The 19998-nt window shown below is 41.1% G+C and carries 17 protein-coding genes; 4 read left to right on the top strand and 13 right to left on the bottom strand.

Annotated elements, in window-relative coordinates:
* Positions 1 to 13: 13 nt before the first annotated feature.
* The 5 genes from dusB to B8983_RS04500 all read right to left on the bottom strand — a co-directional run bounded on the left by dusB (position 14) and on the right by B8983_RS04500 (position 5443).
* Positions 14 to 1030, bottom strand: a complete 1017-nt coding sequence (dusB, locus tag B8983_RS04520) for a tRNA dihydrouridine synthase DusB (protein WP_084282930.1) — start codon at positions 1028 to 1030, stop codon at positions 14 to 16.
* Positions 1031 to 1130: 100 nt separating this feature from the next.
* Positions 1131 to 2309: an FAD-dependent monooxygenase gene (locus B8983_RS04515; RefSeq protein WP_084282929.1), complete on the bottom strand. Its 1179-nt coding sequence runs from the start codon at positions 2307 to 2309 to the stop codon at positions 1131 to 1133.
* Positions 2310 to 2318: 9 nt separating this feature from the next.
* A complete protein-coding gene (locus tag B8983_RS04510; protein ID WP_084282928.1) occupies positions 2319 to 3680 on the bottom strand; it encodes an aminopeptidase P N-terminal domain-containing protein in 1362 nt (453 codons plus the stop codon).
* Positions 3677 to 4423: an N-acetylmuramate alpha-1-phosphate uridylyltransferase MurU gene (gene murU / locus B8983_RS04505; RefSeq protein WP_234986891.1), complete on the bottom strand. Its 747-nt coding sequence runs from the start codon at positions 4421 to 4423 to the stop codon at positions 3677 to 3679. Before murU ends, B8983_RS04510 begins: the two co-directional genes overlap by 4 nt.
* On the bottom strand, positions 4424 to 5443 hold the full coding sequence (locus B8983_RS04500) for an aminoglycoside phosphotransferase family protein (RefSeq protein ID WP_084282973.1): 1020 nt from the start codon (positions 5441 to 5443) through the stop codon (positions 4424 to 4426). It lies immediately after the preceding gene.
* Between the two features lie 35 nt (positions 5444 to 5478).
* Here B8983_RS04500 and lptD point away from each other — a divergent pair, with 35 nt between their 5' ends.
* Genes lptD through rsmA form a run of 4 tightly spaced genes read left to right on the top strand, consistent with a single transcriptional unit; the run spans position 5479 to position 11361 of the window.
* Positions 5479 to 7983 (top strand): LPS-assembly protein LptD, encoded by a 2505-nt coding sequence (lptD, locus tag B8983_RS04495; protein ID WP_084282927.1) that lies wholly within the window; start codon positions 5479 to 5481, stop codon positions 7981 to 7983.
* Between the two features lie 54 nt (positions 7984 to 8037).
* The gene (locus B8983_RS04490; protein WP_084282926.1) at positions 8038 to 9558 is read left to right on the top strand and encodes a peptidylprolyl isomerase; all 1521 of its coding nucleotides are present in this window, start codon (positions 8038 to 8040) and stop codon (positions 9556 to 9558) included.
* Positions 9559 to 9560: 2 nt separating this feature from the next.
* Positions 9561 to 10559 (top strand): 4-hydroxythreonine-4-phosphate dehydrogenase PdxA, encoded by a 999-nt coding sequence (pdxA, locus tag B8983_RS04485; RefSeq protein ID WP_143736093.1) that lies wholly within the window; start codon positions 9561 to 9563, stop codon positions 10557 to 10559.
* On the top strand, positions 10540 to 11361 hold the full coding sequence (gene rsmA / locus B8983_RS04480) for a 16S rRNA (adenine(1518)-N(6)/adenine(1519)-N(6))-dimethyltransferase RsmA (protein ID WP_084282924.1): 822 nt from the start codon (positions 10540 to 10542) through the stop codon (positions 11359 to 11361). The genes pdxA and rsmA overlap by 20 nt, the downstream gene beginning before the upstream one ends.
* Here rsmA and B8983_RS04475 read toward each other — a convergent pair.
* The 8 genes from B8983_RS04475 to miaB form a co-directional block, all read right to left on the bottom strand.
* Positions 11358 to 12092 (bottom strand): lysophospholipid acyltransferase family protein, encoded by a 735-nt coding sequence (locus B8983_RS04475; protein ID WP_084282923.1) that lies wholly within the window; start codon positions 12090 to 12092, stop codon positions 11358 to 11360. The genes rsmA and B8983_RS04475 overlap by 4 nt on opposite strands.
* Positions 12089 to 12652, bottom strand: a complete 564-nt coding sequence (gmhB, locus tag B8983_RS04470) for a D-glycero-beta-D-manno-heptose 1,7-bisphosphate 7-phosphatase (protein ID WP_084282922.1) — start codon at positions 12650 to 12652, stop codon at positions 12089 to 12091. Before gmhB ends, B8983_RS04475 begins: the two co-directional genes overlap by 4 nt.
* Positions 12649 to 14775 (bottom strand): glycine--tRNA ligase subunit beta, encoded by a 2127-nt coding sequence (glyS, locus tag B8983_RS04465; RefSeq protein ID WP_084282921.1) that lies wholly within the window; start codon positions 14773 to 14775, stop codon positions 12649 to 12651. The genes gmhB and glyS overlap by 4 nt, the downstream gene beginning before the upstream one ends.
* Positions 14775 to 15671 (bottom strand): glycine--tRNA ligase subunit alpha, encoded by an 897-nt coding sequence (gene glyQ / locus B8983_RS04460; protein ID WP_084282920.1) that lies wholly within the window; start codon positions 15669 to 15671, stop codon positions 14775 to 14777. The genes glyS and glyQ overlap by 1 nt, the downstream gene beginning before the upstream one ends.
* 91 nt (positions 15672 to 15762) lie before the next feature.
* Positions 15763 to 17283 carry an apolipoprotein N-acyltransferase gene (lnt, locus tag B8983_RS04455; protein ID WP_084282919.1) on the bottom strand — a complete coding sequence of 507 codons (1521 nt, stop codon included), beginning with the start codon at positions 17281 to 17283 and terminating at the stop codon, positions 15763 to 15765.
* Complete coding sequence (locus B8983_RS04450; protein WP_084282918.1) at positions 17284 to 18126, bottom strand: CorC family transporter; 843 nt, start codon at positions 18124 to 18126, stop codon at positions 17284 to 17286.
* A gap of 25 nt (positions 18127 to 18151) precedes the next feature.
* Positions 18152 to 18622: an rRNA maturation RNase YbeY gene (gene ybeY, locus B8983_RS04445; protein WP_084282917.1), complete on the bottom strand. Its 471-nt coding sequence runs from the start codon at positions 18620 to 18622 to the stop codon at positions 18152 to 18154.
* Between the two features lie 7 nt (positions 18623 to 18629).
* Positions 18630 to 19976 carry a tRNA (N6-isopentenyl adenosine(37)-C2)-methylthiotransferase MiaB gene (gene miaB, locus B8983_RS04440; RefSeq protein ID WP_084282916.1) on the bottom strand — a complete coding sequence of 449 codons (1347 nt, stop codon included), beginning with the start codon at positions 19974 to 19976 and terminating at the stop codon, positions 18630 to 18632.
* Positions 19977 to 19998 lie beyond the last annotated feature (22 nt).

Here is a 19998-nt window from a genome sequence, read left to right as displayed (position 1 = left end):
ACAATAGCTCTAGTTAAGCAGCCTCCAAATACTCAATATGTGTTGAGTACTGGGCTAATTCTAAGAAATAGTTTTTCACTGCAGTTAATTGTTCACTGCAAGATTCAATGGTATTCATGTGATGCCTAAAATCATGCGAGTTCCGCAACCCTTTGCAATACCAACCAATATGTTTCCGAGCTGTTCTTAAACCAACATATTCGCCATAAAATTCATAATGCTCTAAAAGATGTTCTTCCATGATTTGAGAAATTTCAGCTATTGTGGGGGCGCTTAGATATTTTCCAGTCGATAAAAAATAGTCTATTTCTCGAAAAATCCAAGGCCTTCCCTGAGCTGCCCGTCCTACCATGATGGCGTCTGCTTTGGTGTACTCCAAAACATGCTTCGCTTTTTCCGGAGAGTTAATGTCTCCATTTGCTACCACTGGAATGTTGATTTCAGCTTTCACGGCCGCAATGGTTTCGTACTCCGCTTCCCCATGATACAAATCAGCTTTAGTTCTACCATGAATAGTTAGCATTGAAATACCGCAGTCTTGGGCAATTTTTGCGATACGAATCGCATTTTTATGTTCCCTATCCCAACCAGTTCGAATTTTCAAGGTAACAGGAATGTTGCCATTGGGATAACCTACAGCATGCACCACCGCTTGCAAAATTTTTTCTACTAGAGGTTCATTTTGCAGAAGTGCTGAACCAGAAGCCACATTACATACTTTCTTGGCAGGACACCCCATATTGATATCAATAATTTGAGCACCACGTTCTACGTTTAGGATAGCAGCACGACCCATCATCTCCGGGTCAGCGCCGGCAATTTGCACGGCGATGGGATTGACCTCTCCCTGATGATTTGCTCGCCTGAGGGTCTTTTCACTATTCCAAAGCATGGCATTCGAAGCAATCATTTCTGACACCGCATAACCAGCGCCTAAACGCTTACAAAGCTGCCTAAATGGACGATCAGTTACACCTGCCATTGGGGCAACAAATAATCGATTAGAAAGAGTGTGTGGTCCAATCTGCAAAATGGCGACAATCGAAAATGTTGGTGATTAAGAAAAATCTAGAATGTGAGACTTTATCATAAAAGTACCAATTTGCCTAAAAATTGGGCAGTATGAGAGCTTAGCGTTGACCGAACATCATTTGTTTGGCAATCGCACTTTTTACAGGAGGAAGCCATTGCAACATCGATAATGCCATTCCTCTAGCGATGACAACAGGGGCTAAATCTGTGGCAAATACTCTAGCCATTAAATCCGTTAATCGAATCGTAGCTCGTCGATCTTTTTCTCTTAACTTTGCGTAATGGGCCAAGGCTATGGCTAGATGAGCTGCTTGTTTTTCCAGAGGATGTAAATAAACAGGTCCTAAACATTGCGACAAAGTAGCCGCGTCTCTTAAACCTAAATTTAAGCCTTGACCTGCAACGGGATGGAGGGTTTGTGCGGCGTTACCAATCCAAACGTGATGCTGGTCAATAATGCGCTCTCGGATGTTTAAGCCGAGTGGATAGCTTCGCCTGTCGTGAATCTGTAAAAACTCCCCAACCGGCAAACCAAATGCCTCTCGCAGAGCTAATAAAAATTCTGCTGAGCCTAATTGTTTTAATTCCTCTATTCGACTTGGGGAAGCACACCAAACTAAATTACGAGCATTTTTGCCAAGGTGATGAGGTAGTAAAGCTAATGGTCCTTCGGCGGTAAAGCGTTCCCAGGCGATGTTTTCAGCAATACTTTTTGTCTCAACCCAACCGATTAAAGCGGACTGATCATAATCTGAGCGTCTGTCTTTGGCTGTTTGTTCGTGAAAGAGTCCGCCCTCTGCATGAATACAACAAGTGGTGTCGGGCATCTCTAAAAAATCACGCCGAGTTGAGGAAAACTGCCAATTAAAATGAGGAGATGTTGCTCTTAGCGCCTTTAAACGTAACCGAAGTTGTAAATGAATGTCTTTATAACGGACGATATAACCTAAAGCATCTTTCCCAAGTTCATTTCTACGAATGACCGTTTGGCCAAAATGATGCCGCTGAGAAATATGCACTTCATGAATGGCTGGAGCCTCTAAATGCCATGCCCCAATGGAGTCTAGTAATTGTTTTGATCCTTCTGAGATGGCAATACCGCGTTCATCCCCTTGGGTAATCGGATCATTCGACTCAGGAAATTTATCAAACAAATCCAAATGTAAATCTGGATTTCGTTCAAGCAGCAAAATAGCACAAGCTAGTCCAATCGGACCAGCACCAAGAATAGCAATGTTGGGAGTGTGCCTATGATGTGTATTGAAAGTGTTTTCCATCTATCGATTTTAGGAGGATTTTGCCATCCACGCTTCAATGTCCTCAATCTTCACAGGTACATCTCTGGTTAAGATCATCGGTGCATCTGTAGTGATAACAACGTCATCCTCAATACGAATCCCGATATTCCAAAATTCAGGAGGAATCTCTTTACTTGGTCTAAAGTACAAGCCAGGCTCTACTGTAAGAACCATATTAGGCCTTAAAATTCGCCAAGCTTTGTTAGGGTCATGCGGCTCCCGATAAGAGCCGACATCATGCACATCCATTCCTAGCCAATGACTGGTGCGATGCATGTAATAAGGTTGGAACGCTTTGTTTTCGATCGCACTTTCTAAAGAACCGTGTTGCTGATAGTTCAAAACGCCCATGTCGAATAAACCCTGCGTCAAGACTTTAAGTGCAGCCTCATGGGGCGCTTGGAAATTTTCCCCTGCTCGGCACTTGGCAATTGCCGCTTCTTGGGCAGCTAAAACAATGTTATAGGCTTGCGCTTGGGCCGGACTAAATTTGCCATTTACTGGGAAAGTTCTAGTAATGTCTGCCGCATAACCTAATAACTCACATCCCGCATCAATCAAGCAGAGGTCACCATCTTGTAAAGTGCTATCCCCAGCGCGGTAATGTAAAACGCAAGCATTTTCGCCAGCTGCAACAATGCTGTTGTATGCAACCGATTCGGAGCCATGATTTCTAAATGTGTAAAGAATGTCAGCTTCTAGATGATATTCTTTGAGTCCTGGAGTAGACCGTTTCATTGCGGCAAGATGCGCTTGAGAACTAATCCAACTTGCTTGTTGCATGATGGCAATTTCTTGAGCATCTTTAAAGAGGCGCAACTCATGAACTATAGATTCAACATCATGAAAAGTACTTGGTTTAGAAATACCTAAACGCGCTTTTTTTGCTAGCTCTCCATTCCATCGCCGTAAATGCCCATCCATGAGTGTATCAGCATGATTTCTAGTAAAAACTTGGTCAAATCCAGCGATTAAATCAGGCATCTTGCTATTTAAATCCTCAATCGAATGTGCGTGATCGATTGCTAGTTGACTCGGGGCTGCCTCTGGACCGAGGCGAATTCCATCCCAAATTTCCCGTTCAAGATCTTTGGGCCGACAAAATAAGTGAGTGATAGTTTCACCACCTTTTATTTGAATGACTAAAAAAGCCTCTGGCTCCATAAACCCTGTTAAGTAATAAAAATCACTATCGTGACGGTAAGCGAATTCGCTATCTCGATTACGCGCTACTTCTTGAGCCGTATTGAGAATTACGATACTACTATCTGAAATAGAGCGGATTCGCTGAACAAGCGCATTGCGTCTAGCTAGAAAGAGTTCTTTAGGAGGAGTTAATTGGCTTTTCATCTTTTTTGATTTAGTTCTAAAAGTCTTTCCGGTGTTCCCACATCATGCCAAGGGGTTTTTAATAATTCGCCTTCAACCAACATCGCACCCATGGCTTTTTTTAGTAAAGGTGCTAGGGGCGCAACAGAGCCAGGTGCTATCGATTGAAATAAATCTTTATGGTAAATACCAATCCCACTAAAAGTATATTTTCTTTGAGATAGGGCATTATTCTCTAATTGATCATCCGAAAAAATATAAGGGGGATTGAGGTAAAAATCCCCTTTCGGGTGGTGACTTGGATTTTGCGCCAAAAATAAGTAAGCCATCAAGGCAGGGGCATCTTGATCAATATCGGCTCGGAATTGTTCAACGAGATCAATTACTCTGTGAAAAGGAAAGTCCGGCGCAAATACATCACCGTTCACTACTAAAAAGTAATCCTCGGGATTGAGTAAGGGGAGTGCCTGAGCAATCCCTCCAGCAGTTTCTAATGCAGTTACTTCTGGGGAGTAGGCAATATTTAATTGAAACTGTTGTCCGTCCTGGAGTGTATTTTCAATCAGGTGTCCAAGCCATGCATGATTAATGACCACCCGTTGGAAGCCATGATTACTCAAGCCCTCGAGATGGTACTCCAGTAGGCTTTTGCCATGGATTTTGAGTAATGGTTTTGGTAATTCATCCGTTAATGGCCGCATTCTTTCCCCTCGACCAGCGGCAAGAATCATTACAGGGATATTAGCGTGAAATAGATGCATCATTTAAAAAGTAAATCCGTCAGGGCGCACAAATTTTCTGGAGGCGTCTAATATTCTAATTAATGGCTTAAATGCAATATAACGTTGGGCCACTTTTTCCACGTATTCTAAAACCAAGGGAATATCTTTCAGATACCCATCTTTGCCATCACGATGATATAGCCTGGCAAAAATTCCTAGTACTTTTAAATGCCTTTGTAGACCCATCCATTCAAAATCCCGATAAAAATCCCCAAAATCTGCATGGACCGGTAAATGTGCTTTACGGGCTAATTCCCAATAACGAATGACCCAATCGACTTGTTGTTCTTCATCCCATTGAATGTAGGCATCCCGATATAAAGAGACTAAATCATAAGTGATTGCTCCCTTAACCGCATCTTGAAAATCTAAAATGCCAGGATTATTGGTTGGTGTCACCATTAAGTTTCGACTGTGAAAGTCACGATGCACAAAAACCTGAGGTTGTGCCAAGATATTTTGATTTAACTGTTGAAAAATCAAACCAAGGGACTTAGATTCTGCCTCACTGAGCTTGTAATCTAAATGTTTACCTAAATACCATTCTGGAAAAAGGTCCATTTCCCGTTGCAAAAGGGCTTCATCATACAGTGGCAGTTGACTTGCATCTGCTCTCGTTTGCATTTGAACCAAAGCCAAATTAGCCTCTTGATAGAGATGATTTGCCGTATTTTGGTTCAGTACTGATAAATAGGTAGTGTTCCCAAGATCGCTCAATAAAAGGAAGCCATCCTCTTGATTTATATGAAAAATTTTCGGAACGTTTAAGTCGGCTGCCGATAAAAGTTGGGCGACATTGAGAAATGGCCTAAGATCCTCTTTATCTACCGGCGCGTCCATGATAATAAGACTTGGACAATCTTCACGGTTGGTCAAAATTCGAAAATATTGTCTAAAACTCGCATCACTCGAGGCGGCCTGAATTGAGGATAAATCAAGCTTTAAATTTTCAGGTAATGATCCTAACCATTGGTTTAATTTGTGAAGTCGTGTATTCGGCATAATTGATTCGTATAATAGGTAGGTTAGAGAGTTTAATGTCAAAATCATACCCCAGCCTATCTGAAGAATATCAAAGTTCTACCACCTATTTTGGGGTAGCGATCTTTCTTTGTCTAGTTTTAGGCTGGTCTGAAGCTATTCAAGCTCAAACCAAGGTTACCACGAAGCCATTATCGCTAATACTAGATGATAAGCTGGTAGAACATGACGATCAAACTGATGATAAAGCAATTACTTTTTCTAAGAGCAAGACCATTGATGGCGTGAGCGAGCGTGATATCGTTTTAAAACAAGCTCAAACCAAGGTTACCACGAAGCCATTATCGCTAATACTAGATGATAAGCTGGTAGAACATGACGATCAAACTGATGATAAAGCAATTACTTTTTCTAAGAGCAAGACCATTGATGGCGTGAGCGAGCGTGATATCGTTTTAAAAGAAAATGCTGAAATACGAAAAAATGGCATTGTTCTTAAAGGCGATGAAATTACCTACAATATCGATACGGACACTGTAAAAGTTACTGGAAATACGCTATTACGTAAAAAAAATGCCAGCTTTACGGGCCCAAAATCCGAATTTAAGTTAGATGCAAAAGAAGGTTGGGTTGAAGAACCCGTCTATGAGTTCAGAGACAATCGATCTTCTGGTCGTGCACAACGGGCAGACTTCCTGGACCGTAACCGAACTTATCTCACGAAACCGACTTACTCTACCTGCAGTCCAGAAAATTTAGATTGGTACTTTTCCTCTAGCTCGATGTTGATTGATCAATCAGAAGATGATGCTACTGGCAAAGATGGGATACTACATTTTTTCGACACCCCTTTGCTATATTTACCTTACTATTCATTTCCAATGGGAAACGAGCGTAGGTCCGGTTTTTTAACGGCAACAGCTGGTATCAACTCCAATTCTGGTTTAGACATTACGGCACCTTATTATCTTAATATTGCGCCAAATCGAGACTTAACCATTTACCCAAGGTACATGTCCAAGCGTGGCGAACAGCTCGGTGGTGAATATCGATACTTAGAGCCGAGTTATTCTGGCATTATTCAAGCTGAATATTTGCCTAGCGACGCTATTTTGCAGTCGAATCGTTGGGCGTATACCCTGCGTCATCAACAATTGGTTTCCCCTGGCCTCAATGCTTATGCCAATATCAGTAGAGTGTCAGATGACTTTTATGCAGATGATCTAGCTAGAACGCAAGGGCAGGCAATTACTCGACAATTTAATCAAGAAGCCGGCGTTAATTACTATATCAATGGTTGGAATATCTTAGCCAGAGTTCAAAAGTTTCAGACTTTACAACCAGACCCAAATAATTTAGTGTTGGCACCATATGATCGTGAACCGGAAATTAGTGCGACGTATAAAAACCTAGATTATTTTGGAACATCCGTCAGTTTTGTTGGTAATGTGACGCGGTTCACTTATAGCGGGGCTTTAGATGCTCCAGGTTATGCAATTCCAAATCGAGGTTATTTTTCATCTGACAGAGCATTCATTAATACCGGAGTCAGTTTGCCATTTGTTGATCCTGGGTATTACATCACCCCTAAAATTAGTATCCGAGCAAACAACTACAGCATGCAAGGCAATAACAATTACCCAGGCATGACACAGAGCTTCGCGGTGCCTACCCTTAGCCTTGATTCTGGAATGTTCTTTGAACGAGATGCCCCAGAACTGAAATCGATTTTTGGTAAAAATATTTTACTAAGTATTGAACCAAGAATCTTATATGTCTACACACCTTATGTGGATCAAACCAAAATTCCACTGTTTGATACTGCCTCAGCAGGTTTTGGTATCGCACAAATTTTTGCCGAAAATACCTTTGTTGGTAACGATCGTGTAGCAGATAATAATAAAGTAACAGCTGGTTTTACTGCCAAAATTTTAGAGGCAGAAACCGGTGTTGAACGTATTCGTGGAGTTATTGCACAGCGTTTTGATATTTCAGGACAGCGAGTAGGGTTGTATGGTGATCAAGCGGTGGTTCCTTCTTATTCGGACTTATTAATTGGTGCTGCTACCCGCTTAGACGGAAATATTAATTTAGATGCTGCTAGCGAGTTCAATCAAAACTTGAATCGAATTGTGCAATCTTCAATTACTGCTAGCTGGCGTCCTGCACCAAGGAAAATGTTAAATGCAAGTTATCGATATAACTTTGAGCCTTCCGCAATGACCACCACAATCTATCAATATGAGTTATCTGGACAATGGCCCATAACAAGAACGCTATATGGTATTGGTCGGTGGAATTTCGATCAGGTGACAGGTCAAACCTTAAATACCTTGGCGGGGTTTGAATACGACCAAGACTGTTGGGCATTTCGTGTTGCAATTAATCGCTTTGTGAACACCTCTCAAGTTTCAACGAGTCAAATCTTTTTCCAATTAGAGTTCAAGGGATTAAGCGGTTTTGGTAACAATCCTATTGATATTATGAGATTGAATATTCCTGGGTATATACCTGTCGATCAAAAGCCCTTGCCTTTATCAAGGTTTGAATCTTATGAATAGGGAATTTCTTAATTACCATTTAAAATCAAATCAAAATTACATTATTGGATTGTTATGACTCGAATGCCTAAAAAATGCCTATTAAATGCACTTCTTTCAGTGTTGATGATTGGCGCCTTTTATTCGGTTGCAGTTTTCGCAGCAGAAGTTACAAAACCAGCAAGCAAACCTAGCGCCAAAAATGTGAAGCCAGTGCCTCCTCCAGAGGCTCCCGAAGCCCCACCTGAACGCACAAGTTCAATGAATCTTAGCATTGACAAGAATGAGATAGATCGCGTGCTTGCTACGGTGAATCGTGAAGTCATTACTCTTAAAGATTTAAAAGATCGAATTGAACTCGTTAAAAAACAAATCAATGAAGCCAAGAGACCATTACCCCCAGAGGATGTTTTAATTCAAACGGTGTTTGATAAACTCATCGAGGAAAGTGTCATTTACCAAGAAGCTACCTACGCAAACTTTAAGATTAGTGACCTCGAATATGATGCCATCTTAAATAATGTTTTCAATCAAAGAAAAATGACTGCGGCTGAATTCCAACAGTCTCTTGAAAGCAATGGCCAATCTTTTCAAAAATTCAAAGAGACTTTAAGAAGAGATATTTTGATTACCAGGTTTCGTGAGCGATTAGTTGAAAGTAGAGTTAAAGTCACTGATTCAGAAGTCAATGACTACATTGCTTCTAGATTAAACAATAATCAAAGCTCAACTCCAGCCCCAACAGCTAGCCCTAACGTGCCAGAAACTTTATATATTTCGCAAATTTTAGTACCTACAAAAGATACAGATTCTAGATCAGAGATCAACGCAGCCAAAGTTAAAGCTGACGACATTTTCCAACAAGTGAAAAACGAAAAAGAATACATCAACTTTGTCAATCGCTTAGTCCAGGTTGATAAAACAGTGAAGGTACAAGATTTAGGATATAGAACTCTTGATCGTTTGCCACAACTTTTTATTGATGCAACCGCTAAATTACAAGCTGGCGATTTGGTACCCTCGGTCTTAAGAACTTCCGCTGGTTTCCACATCGTTAAATTATTAGATCGCAAAGGTGGAAAAGTCGGAGCTCAAGCTTCAACCGGTCCAGAAATTACTTTGGGTCAATCGATTCAAGTGGAGCAATTTGAAGTGCGTCATTTAATGCTGGCTAAAAAACCTGGCGTTAGCGACACAGATTTAGAAAGAAAAATAAAAGCTTACAAAGTTCAGGTGGAATCGAAAAATGCAGATTTTGGAGACTTAGCAAAAAAGTTTTCGGATGATAAAGATACCGGCGCTAATTCTGGTTACATCGGTTGGATTTCTGCAGGTCAAACGATGCCAGAGTTTGATTTTGCACTCAAGAACACTAAACCTAATTCAGTTACTGAGCCTTTTCAAACAAGTTATGGGTGGCACATATTACAAGTGATGAACAAGCAGTCCAAAGAAATCACCTTTAGCCAACAAAAAGAATATGCTAAAAATACTTTAAGACAAGAACGATTGGATCAAACTTACCAAGATTGGGTTCGTGAGTTAAGAGATAACGCAACTATCGAGTTGCGCCCTCCCTTTGCCCCTGAAAAATAATTTTGACCACGCCAATTCACCTCGTCATTACTTCCGGAGAGCCAGCAGGTATCGGTCCAGAGGTGAGTTTTTTTGGAGCACTTGAATTTTTACGACTGGTTCCAGAAGTAAATATTACGATTCTAGGTGATCAATCTTTATTTACAGAATTTCAAATGGAGACGACTATTGATCCTTTGATTGGTAATCGTTTACGCATTCAACATATTCCACTCGTCGATCAAAATATTGCTGGAACGTTGAACGCAAAGAACGCTCCTTACGTTTTAAAACTATTAGACAGTGCCATCGATGCTTGTATTGCTGGTGACTTTAATGCAATGGTTACTGCACCATTACAAAAAAGTATCATTAATGATTTTGGGATTGAATTTACAGGACATACGGAATATCTTGCAGAAAAAACGCATACTAAGCGCGTGGTAATGATGTTATGCGGTAAAAATTCTATAGCACCTAACCAAGCAGAAAATTTTCGAGTAGCCTTGGTAACCACCCACTTGCCTTTGCGTGAAGTCCCAGATGCTATGACCTTTGAGGCCGTTGTCGAGACAATACAAATTGTTCATCAAACGCTAAAAGATCAATTTGGGATCCCTCAGCCGACATTGAAAGTAACTGGTCTCAATCCCCATGCTGGAGAAGGCGGTCATTTGGGGATGGAAGAAATTGATATTATTCAACCTGCTATCGAGCACGCAAAGAGTTTGGCAATGGATGTTTCTGGACCTTATCCAGCAGATACATTGTTTGATCTTTCTCAACTCCCCAAGCTTGATGCTTTTATCGCCATGTATCATGACCAAGGACTGGCACCATTTAAATTAGCTTGCTTTGGTCAGGGCGTTAATGTAACACTCGGACTGCCCATTATCAGAACTTCAGTTGATCATGGAACAGCTTTACTGATCGCTGGTAAAAGACAGGCAGAAATTGGTAGTATGATTTCCGCTATTGAACTAGCCTTTGAACTGGCAAAAAATGGTACATCAAACACGTAAACGATTCGGTCAACACTTTCTAACTGACGAGGGCATTATTCGCTCGATAGTTGCTCGTATTGCACCAAAGTCTCATGATCACATTATTGAAATAGGTCCTGGCACAGGAGCAATGACATATCCTTTGTTGGACAACCTTAGTCGGCTTGAGGTTGTAGAAATTGATCGAGATTTAATTGCTTTTTGGGAAGCTAAGAAGATTAGTAAATTAACGATTCATGCTATTGATGCCTTACAGTTTAATTTTTATGAATGGGCTAAAAACGCTAAATCAAATGCCCTTGCACAAGGCAATCAAGGTGGCATCAAGGTGGTTGGTAACTTGCCATATAACATTTCTTCCCCTTTACTATTTCATTTAATTAGCGCACTTGAATTTGTCGATGAACAAGTATTTATGTTGCAAAAAGAAGTCGTGGAACGAATGGTCGCAGCTCCAGGCGATTCGGAATATAGCCGACTTTCAGTCATGTTACAAACGGTTTACCATTTAGAAAATTGTTTTGAGGTGCCGCCTGAGTCATTTGAACCACCGCCTAGGGTAGATTCAGCAATTGTTGCAATGTGGCCAAAAAAGAATGTGAAGATAGACGTGGAGACCTTTCACGTATTGGAAAAATTAGTCGCTTTAGCATTTTCGCAACGCAGAAAAATGTTAGCAAATAATCTTGGTAATTTAAAACATCTCTTAGAGTTAGATGCTGATACCTTAAAGTCTCGTGCGCAAAATATTCCTGTTGAAACCTATCTTGAGTGGGCAACCAAATTAGCTAAATTACCTAAAGAAGAGCGCTTTCCTTAGGCATATGAGGCTGGATCAATTGCGCGCATTTCTGCTTCAATCCAAGTCTCAACTTCACGCAAAACTAATGAAGGATTCTTGTTTTCGGTAGTCATTAGCGGCCCAATCGAAAGGGTCACACGTCCTGGGTACTTGAAGAAGCTATTCTTCGGCCAAACATGACCTGCATTATGGGCAATCGGAATAACATTGGCTTGGGTACTTACAGCGAGTCTAGCCCCACCCTTCTGATAAGGGATATGTTTACCCACGGGAACGCGCGTACCTTCGGGATAAATAATAATCCAGCAACCCTCTGACAAACGTACTTTTCCTTGTTCTGCAACAGCAATCGCAGCCTTATCGCGCTGACTACGATCGATATGAATCATGCGTAACATCGCCATTGCCCAGCCAAAAAAAGGAATCTTTAGCAATTCTTTTTTGAACACGTAGCATAACTGTTTAGGAAATAAAGAAATGTAAGCAATGGTTTCCCACGCAGATTGATGCTTTGAAAGCAAAATCACGGGCTTTTCTTGATTGGCAATCACATTTTGCATGCCACGGATTTCATAAGTAATATTACAAATTACCTTTAATAACCAAAGAATGCCTGCAGACCAGCCACGAACATAGTTGTAACGATTCGTAAGTGATAGAAAAGGGAATACTATAAAACAAGATGTTGAATAAAAAATCGTGAAGATCACGAGGGCTAGAAAAAATATTCCTGATCTTAGTCTTATCATTGTTTAGCCAACAAAAAATGTGCAACAAAGGCTGATAAATCCTCGTGAATGGCTGTGTAAGGCGGTAAACCACCTTTTTCTCTAGTTAACTTCCCTTTACCGGTAAGTACTAAATGAGGTTCAGCACCTAACTGAACTGCGCCAGTAAGATCACGTAGTGAATCTCCAACTACCGGGATACCGTTCAAGTCATTTTGTAAACTAAACCGCTGAATAATATCTTGATACATGCCAATTTTCGGCTTACGACAACTGCAGTTATCCTCATTGACATGGGGACAGAAAAAAATCGCCGAGACCTCACCACCGTGACGAGCTAATTGACGAAACATTTTTTCATGCATTGCATTGAGGGTGTCGACATCATATAGTCGGCGACTAATTCCAGACTGATTGGTACAAATGACCACTTTATAATCAGCTTGGTTTAATTTGGCAATTGCCTCTAAACTACCTGGAATGGCTTCCCATTCGTCGACTGATTTAATGTAATCATCGCTATCAAGATTGATGACGCCATCCCGATCCAATATGATGAGGTTGTTGTTTAAAGTCTTCATTTTGCCAACTGACTTAAATCAGCAATCCGGCTCATTTGCTGATGTAATTGATTTAAGAGTGCCAAACGATTACCTCTAAGCTGCAAATCAGGATCGTTGACCATGACATCTGCAAAAAAACCAGTAACGGCAGTACTTAATTGCGCTAGGAGCTGTAAGGATTTTGTGAAGTCAGCATCCGCCATTGCCTGATCAATTTGCGGAGTAACCGCGTTCATTTGGTCCAATAATTCTTTCTCTGCAGATGCGACGAGTAAAGAAACATCTACCTTATTTGGCAGTGGTAGATCATTTTTCTTCAAAATATTACTAATACGCTTATTGGCATTGGCTAAATCGCCAGACATTTCCATTTGTGAAAAAGCCCTAACAGCACTTAATTTTTCAGGCAGCTTGGTCAAATCACCAGCACAATTCGCCAAGACGGATTCAACCTCTTCAGATGAATAGGTTGTGCCATTATTTTCTTTTAGATAGGATCTGAGGCGGTCCATCACAAAGTTAGTAATCGTACCTAAATCAGCGTTTTTTTGAACTTCTTCAAAGTGGAAGGCTGATTTAACGATGTCTAATAAAGTGATTAGATTGAGCGGTAGATTTTTTTCTACCAACAATCTGCAAACACCTAATGCATGACGTCTTAGTGCGAAAGGATCTTTTTCCCCCGTTGGCGATAAGCCGATTCCCCAAATGCCGACAATCGTCTCTAGTTTGTCTGACAAGGCTAAAACAGTTCCAACCATCGTGCTTGGTAATCCGTCGCCTGCAAAACGCGGCAGATAGTGTTCGGAGCAGGCCAACGCTACTTCGTGATGTTCTTGATCATGGTTTGCATAATAAGTCCCCATGATGCCTTGTAACTCAGGGAACTCACCAACCATATCAGTAAGCAGATCGGTTTTGATAATCAACGCTGCACGACTAGATAGAGCGACTAATTCGTCTTGACTAGAACTAATGTGACTCGCAATCGCTTTTGCAATTACTTCAATCCGTTGAATTCGCTCTAATTGGTTACCTAACTTATTGTGATATACCACTTTAGCTAATTCAGGCACTCGATCAAATAGTGCTCGTTTACGATCTTGTGTGTAAAAAAAGCGAGCATCTGAAAGTCTAGGACGCACGACTCTTTCATTCCCTGAAATAATTTTTTCCGGGGTAGAAGTAACAATGTTCGAGACAATTAAAAATTGATTAACTAATTTGCCATTGGCATCCGTCAGAGCAAAGTACTTCTGATTTGTTTGCATTGTTAAGATCAGGCACTCTTGAGGAACCTCTAAAAACTCTTCCTCAAAAGAACAAGCATAGACGGCTGGCCACTCTACTAAAGAATTTACTTCTTCTAATAAACTTTGCGGCATTAATACATTAAAACCATTCGCAGTACTGATTAAATCTTGCGTGATTTTTTCTAAACGCCCCGTAAAACTAGGTAATACCTTACCTTGGTTAATTAAAGTAGTTTCATATTCATTCGCACTAGGAATTGTAATGGCACCACTCGATAAAAAACGATGACCCAAGGTGGTGTTTCTTGCTTTGAGACCAAAGATTGTTAGCGGAATAATTTCAGAGCCGAATAAGGCAATCAAACCATGTACAGGTCTTACGAATTGGACTGCCACCTCTTCCGGCGTACCAGGATTTAATTGGTAGTGCATTGTCTTGGCGATTGGTAATTGGGCAATTGAAGCGCTGAGAGCTTCTTGAGCACCCTCTACTAAAGTAATACCAGGCTTTGTTAAGGATATATAAAATGCCTCGTTTTTCCCTTCACCCATTTGCTCTAATTCGTCTAGCTTCGGCTCTGAAATACCGAGTGAGGCTAATTTTTTTAGCAGTGGCGGAGTTGGGTTCCCATTTGCATCTATCGCAATTGAAACAGGTAGTAGTTTCTCTTTGACTTGCTTGTCATTCGATTTTTCGTAGACTTGATCAATCAAAATAGCTAGTCTTCTGGGGGAAGCAAAGGATTGAAAGCTAGCTAGTGGTGGTAAAAGATCTTGCCGACCTAGTTGATCAAAAATCTTTTGTGAAAAACTTTCGCCTAATTTTTTTAAAGACTTTGGAGGTAGTTCTTCCGTTAATAACTCGATGAGGAAAGGAGCTGTAGTCATTATTTTTCACTCCTTTTTTGGAGGCTATTCTTCAGCATTGGGAAACCTAATTTTTCACGAGAATCAAAATATGCCTGTGCAATTTGTTTGGATAAGTTACGAATCCTACCTATATATGCTGCCCGTTCCGTCACAGAGATAGCACCTCGCGCATCCAATAGGTTAAAAGTATGGGCGGCTTTTAAGACCATCTCATAAGCTGGCAAAGCCAAAGGAATCGCCATTAAACGCTTTGCTTCAGATTCGTAGTTGGTGAACTGTTCAAAAAGCCAATTTGTGTTGGAATACTCAAAATTGTAAGTAGACTGTTCCACTTCATTTTGATGATATACATCACCATAGCTTACTTCGGGTGTCCATTGCAGTTGGTAGACATTTTCGCAAGACTGCAAGTACATGGCTAATCGTTCAATACCGTAAGTAATTTCACCCAACACAGGTTTGCAATCTAACCCACCAACTTGTTGAAAATAGGTAAATTGGGTAATTTCCATCCCATTGAGCCAAACTTCCCAGCCAAGTCCCCAGGCACCTAAGGTGGGGTTTTCCCAGTCATCTTCAACAAAACGAATATCATTTTGTTGTAAATCAAGCCCTAAAGCTTCCAAAGAACCTAAGTACAGTTCTAAGATGTTTTCTGGGGCAGGTTTTAATACCACTTGATATTGATAATAGTGTTGCAATCGATTTGGGTTCTCGCCATAACGACCGTCTTTTGGTCTTCTAGATGGCTGAACGTAGGCGGCCTTCCAAGGTTCGGGACCAATAGCACGCAAAAATGTAGCAGTGTGGGAAGTGCCAGCGCCGACTTCTAAGTCGACAGGCTGCAATAATGTGCAACCTTGGTTGCTCCAATATTGTTGGAGAGTGAGAATAATTTCTTGAAATGTCAGCATAATGTGTTTATTTTAACAAGAGTTTGTCAGTAAATCCTCGTCGTTCAGGAGAAGGATGGCTCGTCCGTCAAGAAACGCCTTGCTTTTTGCTTCACAGAACTTTTGTCTGAGTACTCATGGTACTCAACAGTTTCTTTTTTCGCCAACCAATCACGAGAGTCATAATGGATAAAAGTAAAATGGGCATATCACCGAATTGAACATAGGGTGTGATGCCATTTCTAGCTTGAACAGAACCGGTTAATACGCCCTCATTAAAAACGGGTAGTTGTGCAACAACTCGACCTTGATCATTAATAATTGCAGTGACCCCAGTGTTCGTTGACCTGATGGTGGGTAAGCCGGTCTCTAGGGAGCGAAGTTGTGCCAACCTTAAGTGTTGCCAAGGCGCGGAGGTATTCCCAAACCAGGCAAGGTTGGTTAAGTTAATGAGTAAATTAGGAGGGTTTGCAGGAAACTTACGGATTCTCTGAGCTATTTCTGCACCAAATACGTCCTCATAACAAATCATCACCACCGCAGAAATATCTGGTTCATCAGATCTTTTGATAGTCAAATGCGCTTGTTCATTTGAACCCATCGTGAATTGAGATAGTGGAGCTTTAATTGCACGTACAAACCATTCGAAACCAGGAGGAATATATTCGCCAAAAGGGACTAAGTGGGATTTGTCATAACTGTAGGACTCCCCATTTGGACCATAAGCTTTAGCTCGATTAGAGTACTGATCCCCTTTGGCCCCAATGACTCCGGTCAAAACATATCCCTTCGTTTCATTGAGATAGTTTTGTAAACGATCTTCCCAATCTTTTGGAATTTGATTTTCGGCTAAAGTGATGGCTGTTTCGGGACCGACTGTTAGATCAGCTGCTTTATTTAAATAACCATTGAAATAATAATTGTTTTGCCGGTTGATTGCGGCTGGATCGTACTGCATCGTTTGAGGAAAGTTACCTTGCAATAATCGTACTTCTAACATTTTCCCAACCGGCTTTGTAAACTCGATGCCCTCGAAGAATGAGCAAATGGCTATAGCGAAGCCTAAAGAAAATAAAGGGAGAAAAATTCGACCTGGAGCACTACCAATTTTATAAGCACCCCAAATCGTTGCAAAGGTAGCACCTAATACGCCAAAGATGGGGATTAAGCCTTGAAAGGGCCCGTTGATTTGAGCATCACCAAAGCCAATCCAAGGAAACCCAGTTAGGATATTTCCTCGTAACCATTCGGCGATGGTCCAAGCACTGGCCCAGGCAATCGCACTATTGGATTGGTTATAAAATCTTGCCCCAAGAGCTACCGCAAGTGTTGGAAATAGTGCTAAAAATGCAGATAACAGCAAGACTCCGCCTGCCGCCATGAGGGAGGGCATACCGCCTATATCGTGCATGCTGACATACAACCACCAAATACCTTGGCAGAAATATCCGAGGCCAAAGAGCCAACCTAAATAAACTTGCGTTTTAAGACCATGGAAATGATGATGATGTATTTGTCGCCAAAATAAAGCGAGTAATAACATTTGCCACCAGGCTGCATGGCTAAAGTTACCGACAGCGGCCGTTGATACACCGATGAGAAAGGAAAAAAGATAGGCTCTGTAAGATAGCATTTACAGACTGGGGGAAGGCTTTTTATGGATGACTAAGATGTGAATCTGACGTGGATCCGCACGTTGGATTTCACAGACCAACTCGCCGATTTCAATGATGTCGCCACGTTTGGGAACCCTGCCCACTTGTTGAATTACTAAACCAGCAATCGTATCAATATCCTCATCGATAAAGTCAGTGCCAAGTACTTCATTGATTTGTTCAAGACTTGTCATACCCCGAATACGGAACTTCCCATCGGATGTGGAAACGATGTTATCTGCTTCATCATCAATATCGTGTTCATCTTCAATATCACCAACGATTTGTTCTAACACATCCTCAATCGTTACAATTCCAGCGACCCCACCATATTCATCTACGACGATAGCTAAATGATTACGATTACTTCTAAAATCTTTGAGTAAAACACCGAGGGGTTTTGAGTCTGGGATAAAGACAGCAGGCCTTAGCCAATCTCGTAAATTAAAATCTTTATCCACGGCCTGACGCAAAAGGTCTTTCGCAAGTAGGATGCCGATGACATTATCTCGATTGCCTTCAAAGACTGGAAAACGAGAGTGGGCAGCTTCAATGACTGAGGGCACAATCACATCAATAGGATCTTGGATATCTACCCAGTCAATTTGTGCCCGTGGCAGCAAAATATCTTTAACAGTAAGTTCACTGACTTGGAAAACACCTTCAATCATCGAAAGGGCATCAGAGTCGATTAAACCTTCTGATTTGGCAAGTCGTAAAGTTTCCAGCAACTCTTTACGCTTTTCAGCCTGAGTTTCAGGTTTGGAATACAAAAGGTTCGCTAGGCGATTAAAAAAACTTTTAGGGTCTGAGTCGGTCATCTATATAGGGTAACTGATATAAGTGTCAGATATAAGGATTTTCTAATTTTAATCTGTGCAAAATGGCAATTTCAAGCGCTTCCATTGCCTCTGCTTCAATAGGATCCTCATGATCAAAGCCTTGAGCATGTAAAACACCATGAACCAATAAATGAATAAAGTGATGCAGGACTTCTTTGCCCTGAGCCTTTGCTTCCTTTTCGATGACTGGCATACAAAATACAAAATCTGCCAAGATAGTATCTTTTGTCAGATCACTATCCTCATCATTTAACGAGAAAGTTAAGATATTGGTAGCATGGTCACCATCACGATAGGCTTGATTGAGCGCAAGACCTTCTTTCGCATTCACTAAGCGTAGCGTAAATTCAAAGGGTAATTTACATGCTGCCTTGATCCATTTTTTTAATTGAGCATTGGCAAGGAGTGGTTCCCACTTGTTTTGTATCGCAGTGGATGCAAATTGGGTATTAACGAGATATTTTTGGCTGGGCATGGAGATTTTAAGAAAGCTTTAGCACCAACTCACCTTTAAGTGAGTGAGCTAAGGCATCAGTAAATAAGACGGTAGTCATCTTACCAATTAACCTTTGCGCATTGGTATCTGCCGGTAAATCGATATTTACAACGCGATTGTTTTCCGTACGACCTTGTAATTTTTGACCATCTCTCGCCATGCCTTCAATCATGACACGCTCCGTTGCACCAATCATCGATTTGCTAATGGCAAGAATATGTTCATCAATGAGGCTCGTTAACTCTTGAAGGCGCCTTACTTTTACTTCGCGTGGAATATCATCCTTCAAATTAGCAGCGGGAGTACCTGGCCTTGCACTGAAAATAAAACAGTAGCTATTATCAAACTTAATATCTTCAACCAACTTCATGAGTTGTAAAAAATCTTCATCGGTTTCACCTGGGAAGCCCACGATAAAGTCACTTGAAATTGGAATATTCGGCTTTACTTGGCGAATTTTCCGGATGATGCTTTTATATTCAAGACTAGTATAGCCACGCTTCATCGCCATTAAAATTTTGTCAGAGCCATGCTGTACAGGTAAGTGCAAATGGTTCACTAGTTTAGGTAAGGTGGCATGTGCTTGAATTAGACGTGAAGTAAATTCTTTTGGATGACTTGTGGTGTAACGAATTCTTTCAATCCCAGGAATTTCAGAAATATACTCTAGTAACATCGCAAAATCAGCTAACTCGGCTTGATCATTGACCTTGCCTAAGTAGGCATTCACATTTTGACCAAGTAAAGTGATTTCACAAACACCTTGTTGAGCCAATCCTGAAACTTCGACTAATACATCTTCGAACGGCCTTGAAACTTCCTCGCCCCTGGTAAAAGGAACAACGCAATAAGTACAATACTTTGAGCAACCTTCCATGATGGATACAAACGCAGCTCCACCATCTTTGCGAGCGGGTGGTAAGTGATCGAATTTTTCAATTTCAGGAAAGCTAATATCAACCTGCGAACGTCCAGATCGTTGACGCTCATTAATTAAAGCAGGAAGTCGGTGAAGTGTTTGTGGCCCAAAAACCAAATCAACATAGGGTGCGCGGTTCACAATTTGTTTACCCTCTTGGCTCGCCACACAACCGCCCACACCAATAATTAAGTTAGGTTTTTGGCTTTTTAAGTCTCTTAGCCTACCCAAATCGGAGAAAACTTTATCTTGGGCTTTTTCACGGATAGAACAAGTATTGAGCAATACCATATCCGCTTCATCAAGGTTGTCAGTTGGTGTGTAGCCACTTTGTGACTCTAATACATCTGCCATTTTTTCCGAGTCATACTCGTTCATTTGGCAACCAAAGGTTTTAATAAATACTTTTTTCATATCGTAGGGCCGTTCTCAGTAG

Origin of the sequence: Polynucleobacter kasalickyi, assembly GCF_900176405.1 — a bacterium.
Lineage (GTDB): Bacteria > Pseudomonadota > Gammaproteobacteria > Burkholderiales > Burkholderiaceae > Polynucleobacter > Polynucleobacter kasalickyi.
This window is presented reverse-complemented; position numbering and strand designations above follow the sequence as displayed.

Excerpts from the sequence above, each read along its gene's own strand:
- B8983_RS04515 (WP_084282929.1), bottom strand. The coding sequence starts at position 2,309 with ATGGAAAACACTTTCAATACACATCATAGGCACACTCCCAACATTGCT.
- B8983_RS04510 (WP_084282928.1), bottom strand. The coding sequence starts at position 3,680 with ATGAAAAGCCAATTAACTCCTCCTAAAGAACTCTTTCTAGCTAGACGC.
- murU (WP_234986891.1), bottom strand. The coding sequence starts at position 4,423 with ATGATGCATCTATTTCACGCTAATATCCCTGTAATGATTCTTGCCGCT.
- B8983_RS04500 (WP_084282973.1), bottom strand. The coding sequence starts at position 5,443 with ATGCCGAATACACGACTTCACAAATTAAACCAATGGTTAGGATCATTA.
- lptD (WP_084282927.1), top strand. The coding sequence starts at position 5,479 with ATGTCAAAATCATACCCCAGCCTATCTGAAGAATATCAAAGTTCTACC.
- B8983_RS04490 (WP_084282926.1), top strand. The coding sequence starts at position 8,038 with ATGACTCGAATGCCTAAAAAATGCCTATTAAATGCACTTCTTTCAGTG.
- rsmA (WP_084282924.1), top strand. The coding sequence starts at position 10,540 with ATGGTACATCAAACACGTAAACGATTCGGTCAACACTTTCTAACTGAC.
- B8983_RS04475 (WP_084282923.1), bottom strand. The coding sequence starts at position 12,092 with ATGATAAGACTAAGATCAGGAATATTTTTTCTAGCCCTCGTGATCTTC.
- gmhB (WP_084282922.1), bottom strand. The coding sequence starts at position 12,652 with ATGAAGACTTTAAACAACAACCTCATCATATTGGATCGGGATGGCGTC.
- glyS (WP_084282921.1), bottom strand. The coding sequence starts at position 14,775 with ATGACTACAGCTCCTTTCCTCATCGAGTTATTAACGGAAGAACTACCT.
- glyQ (WP_084282920.1), bottom strand. The coding sequence starts at position 15,671 with ATGCTGACATTTCAAGAAATTATTCTCACTCTCCAACAATATTGGAGC.
- lnt (WP_084282919.1), bottom strand. The coding sequence starts at position 17,283 with ATGCTATCTTACAGAGCCTATCTTTTTTCCTTTCTCATCGGTGTATCA.
- B8983_RS04450 (WP_084282918.1), bottom strand. The coding sequence starts at position 18,126 with ATGACCGACTCAGACCCTAAAAGTTTTTTTAATCGCCTAGCGAACCTT.
- ybeY (WP_084282917.1), bottom strand. The coding sequence starts at position 18,622 with ATGCCCAGCCAAAAATATCTCGTTAATACCCAATTTGCATCCACTGCG.
- miaB (WP_084282916.1), bottom strand. The coding sequence starts at position 19,976 with ATGAAAAAAGTATTTATTAAAACCTTTGGTTGCCAAATGAACGAGTAT.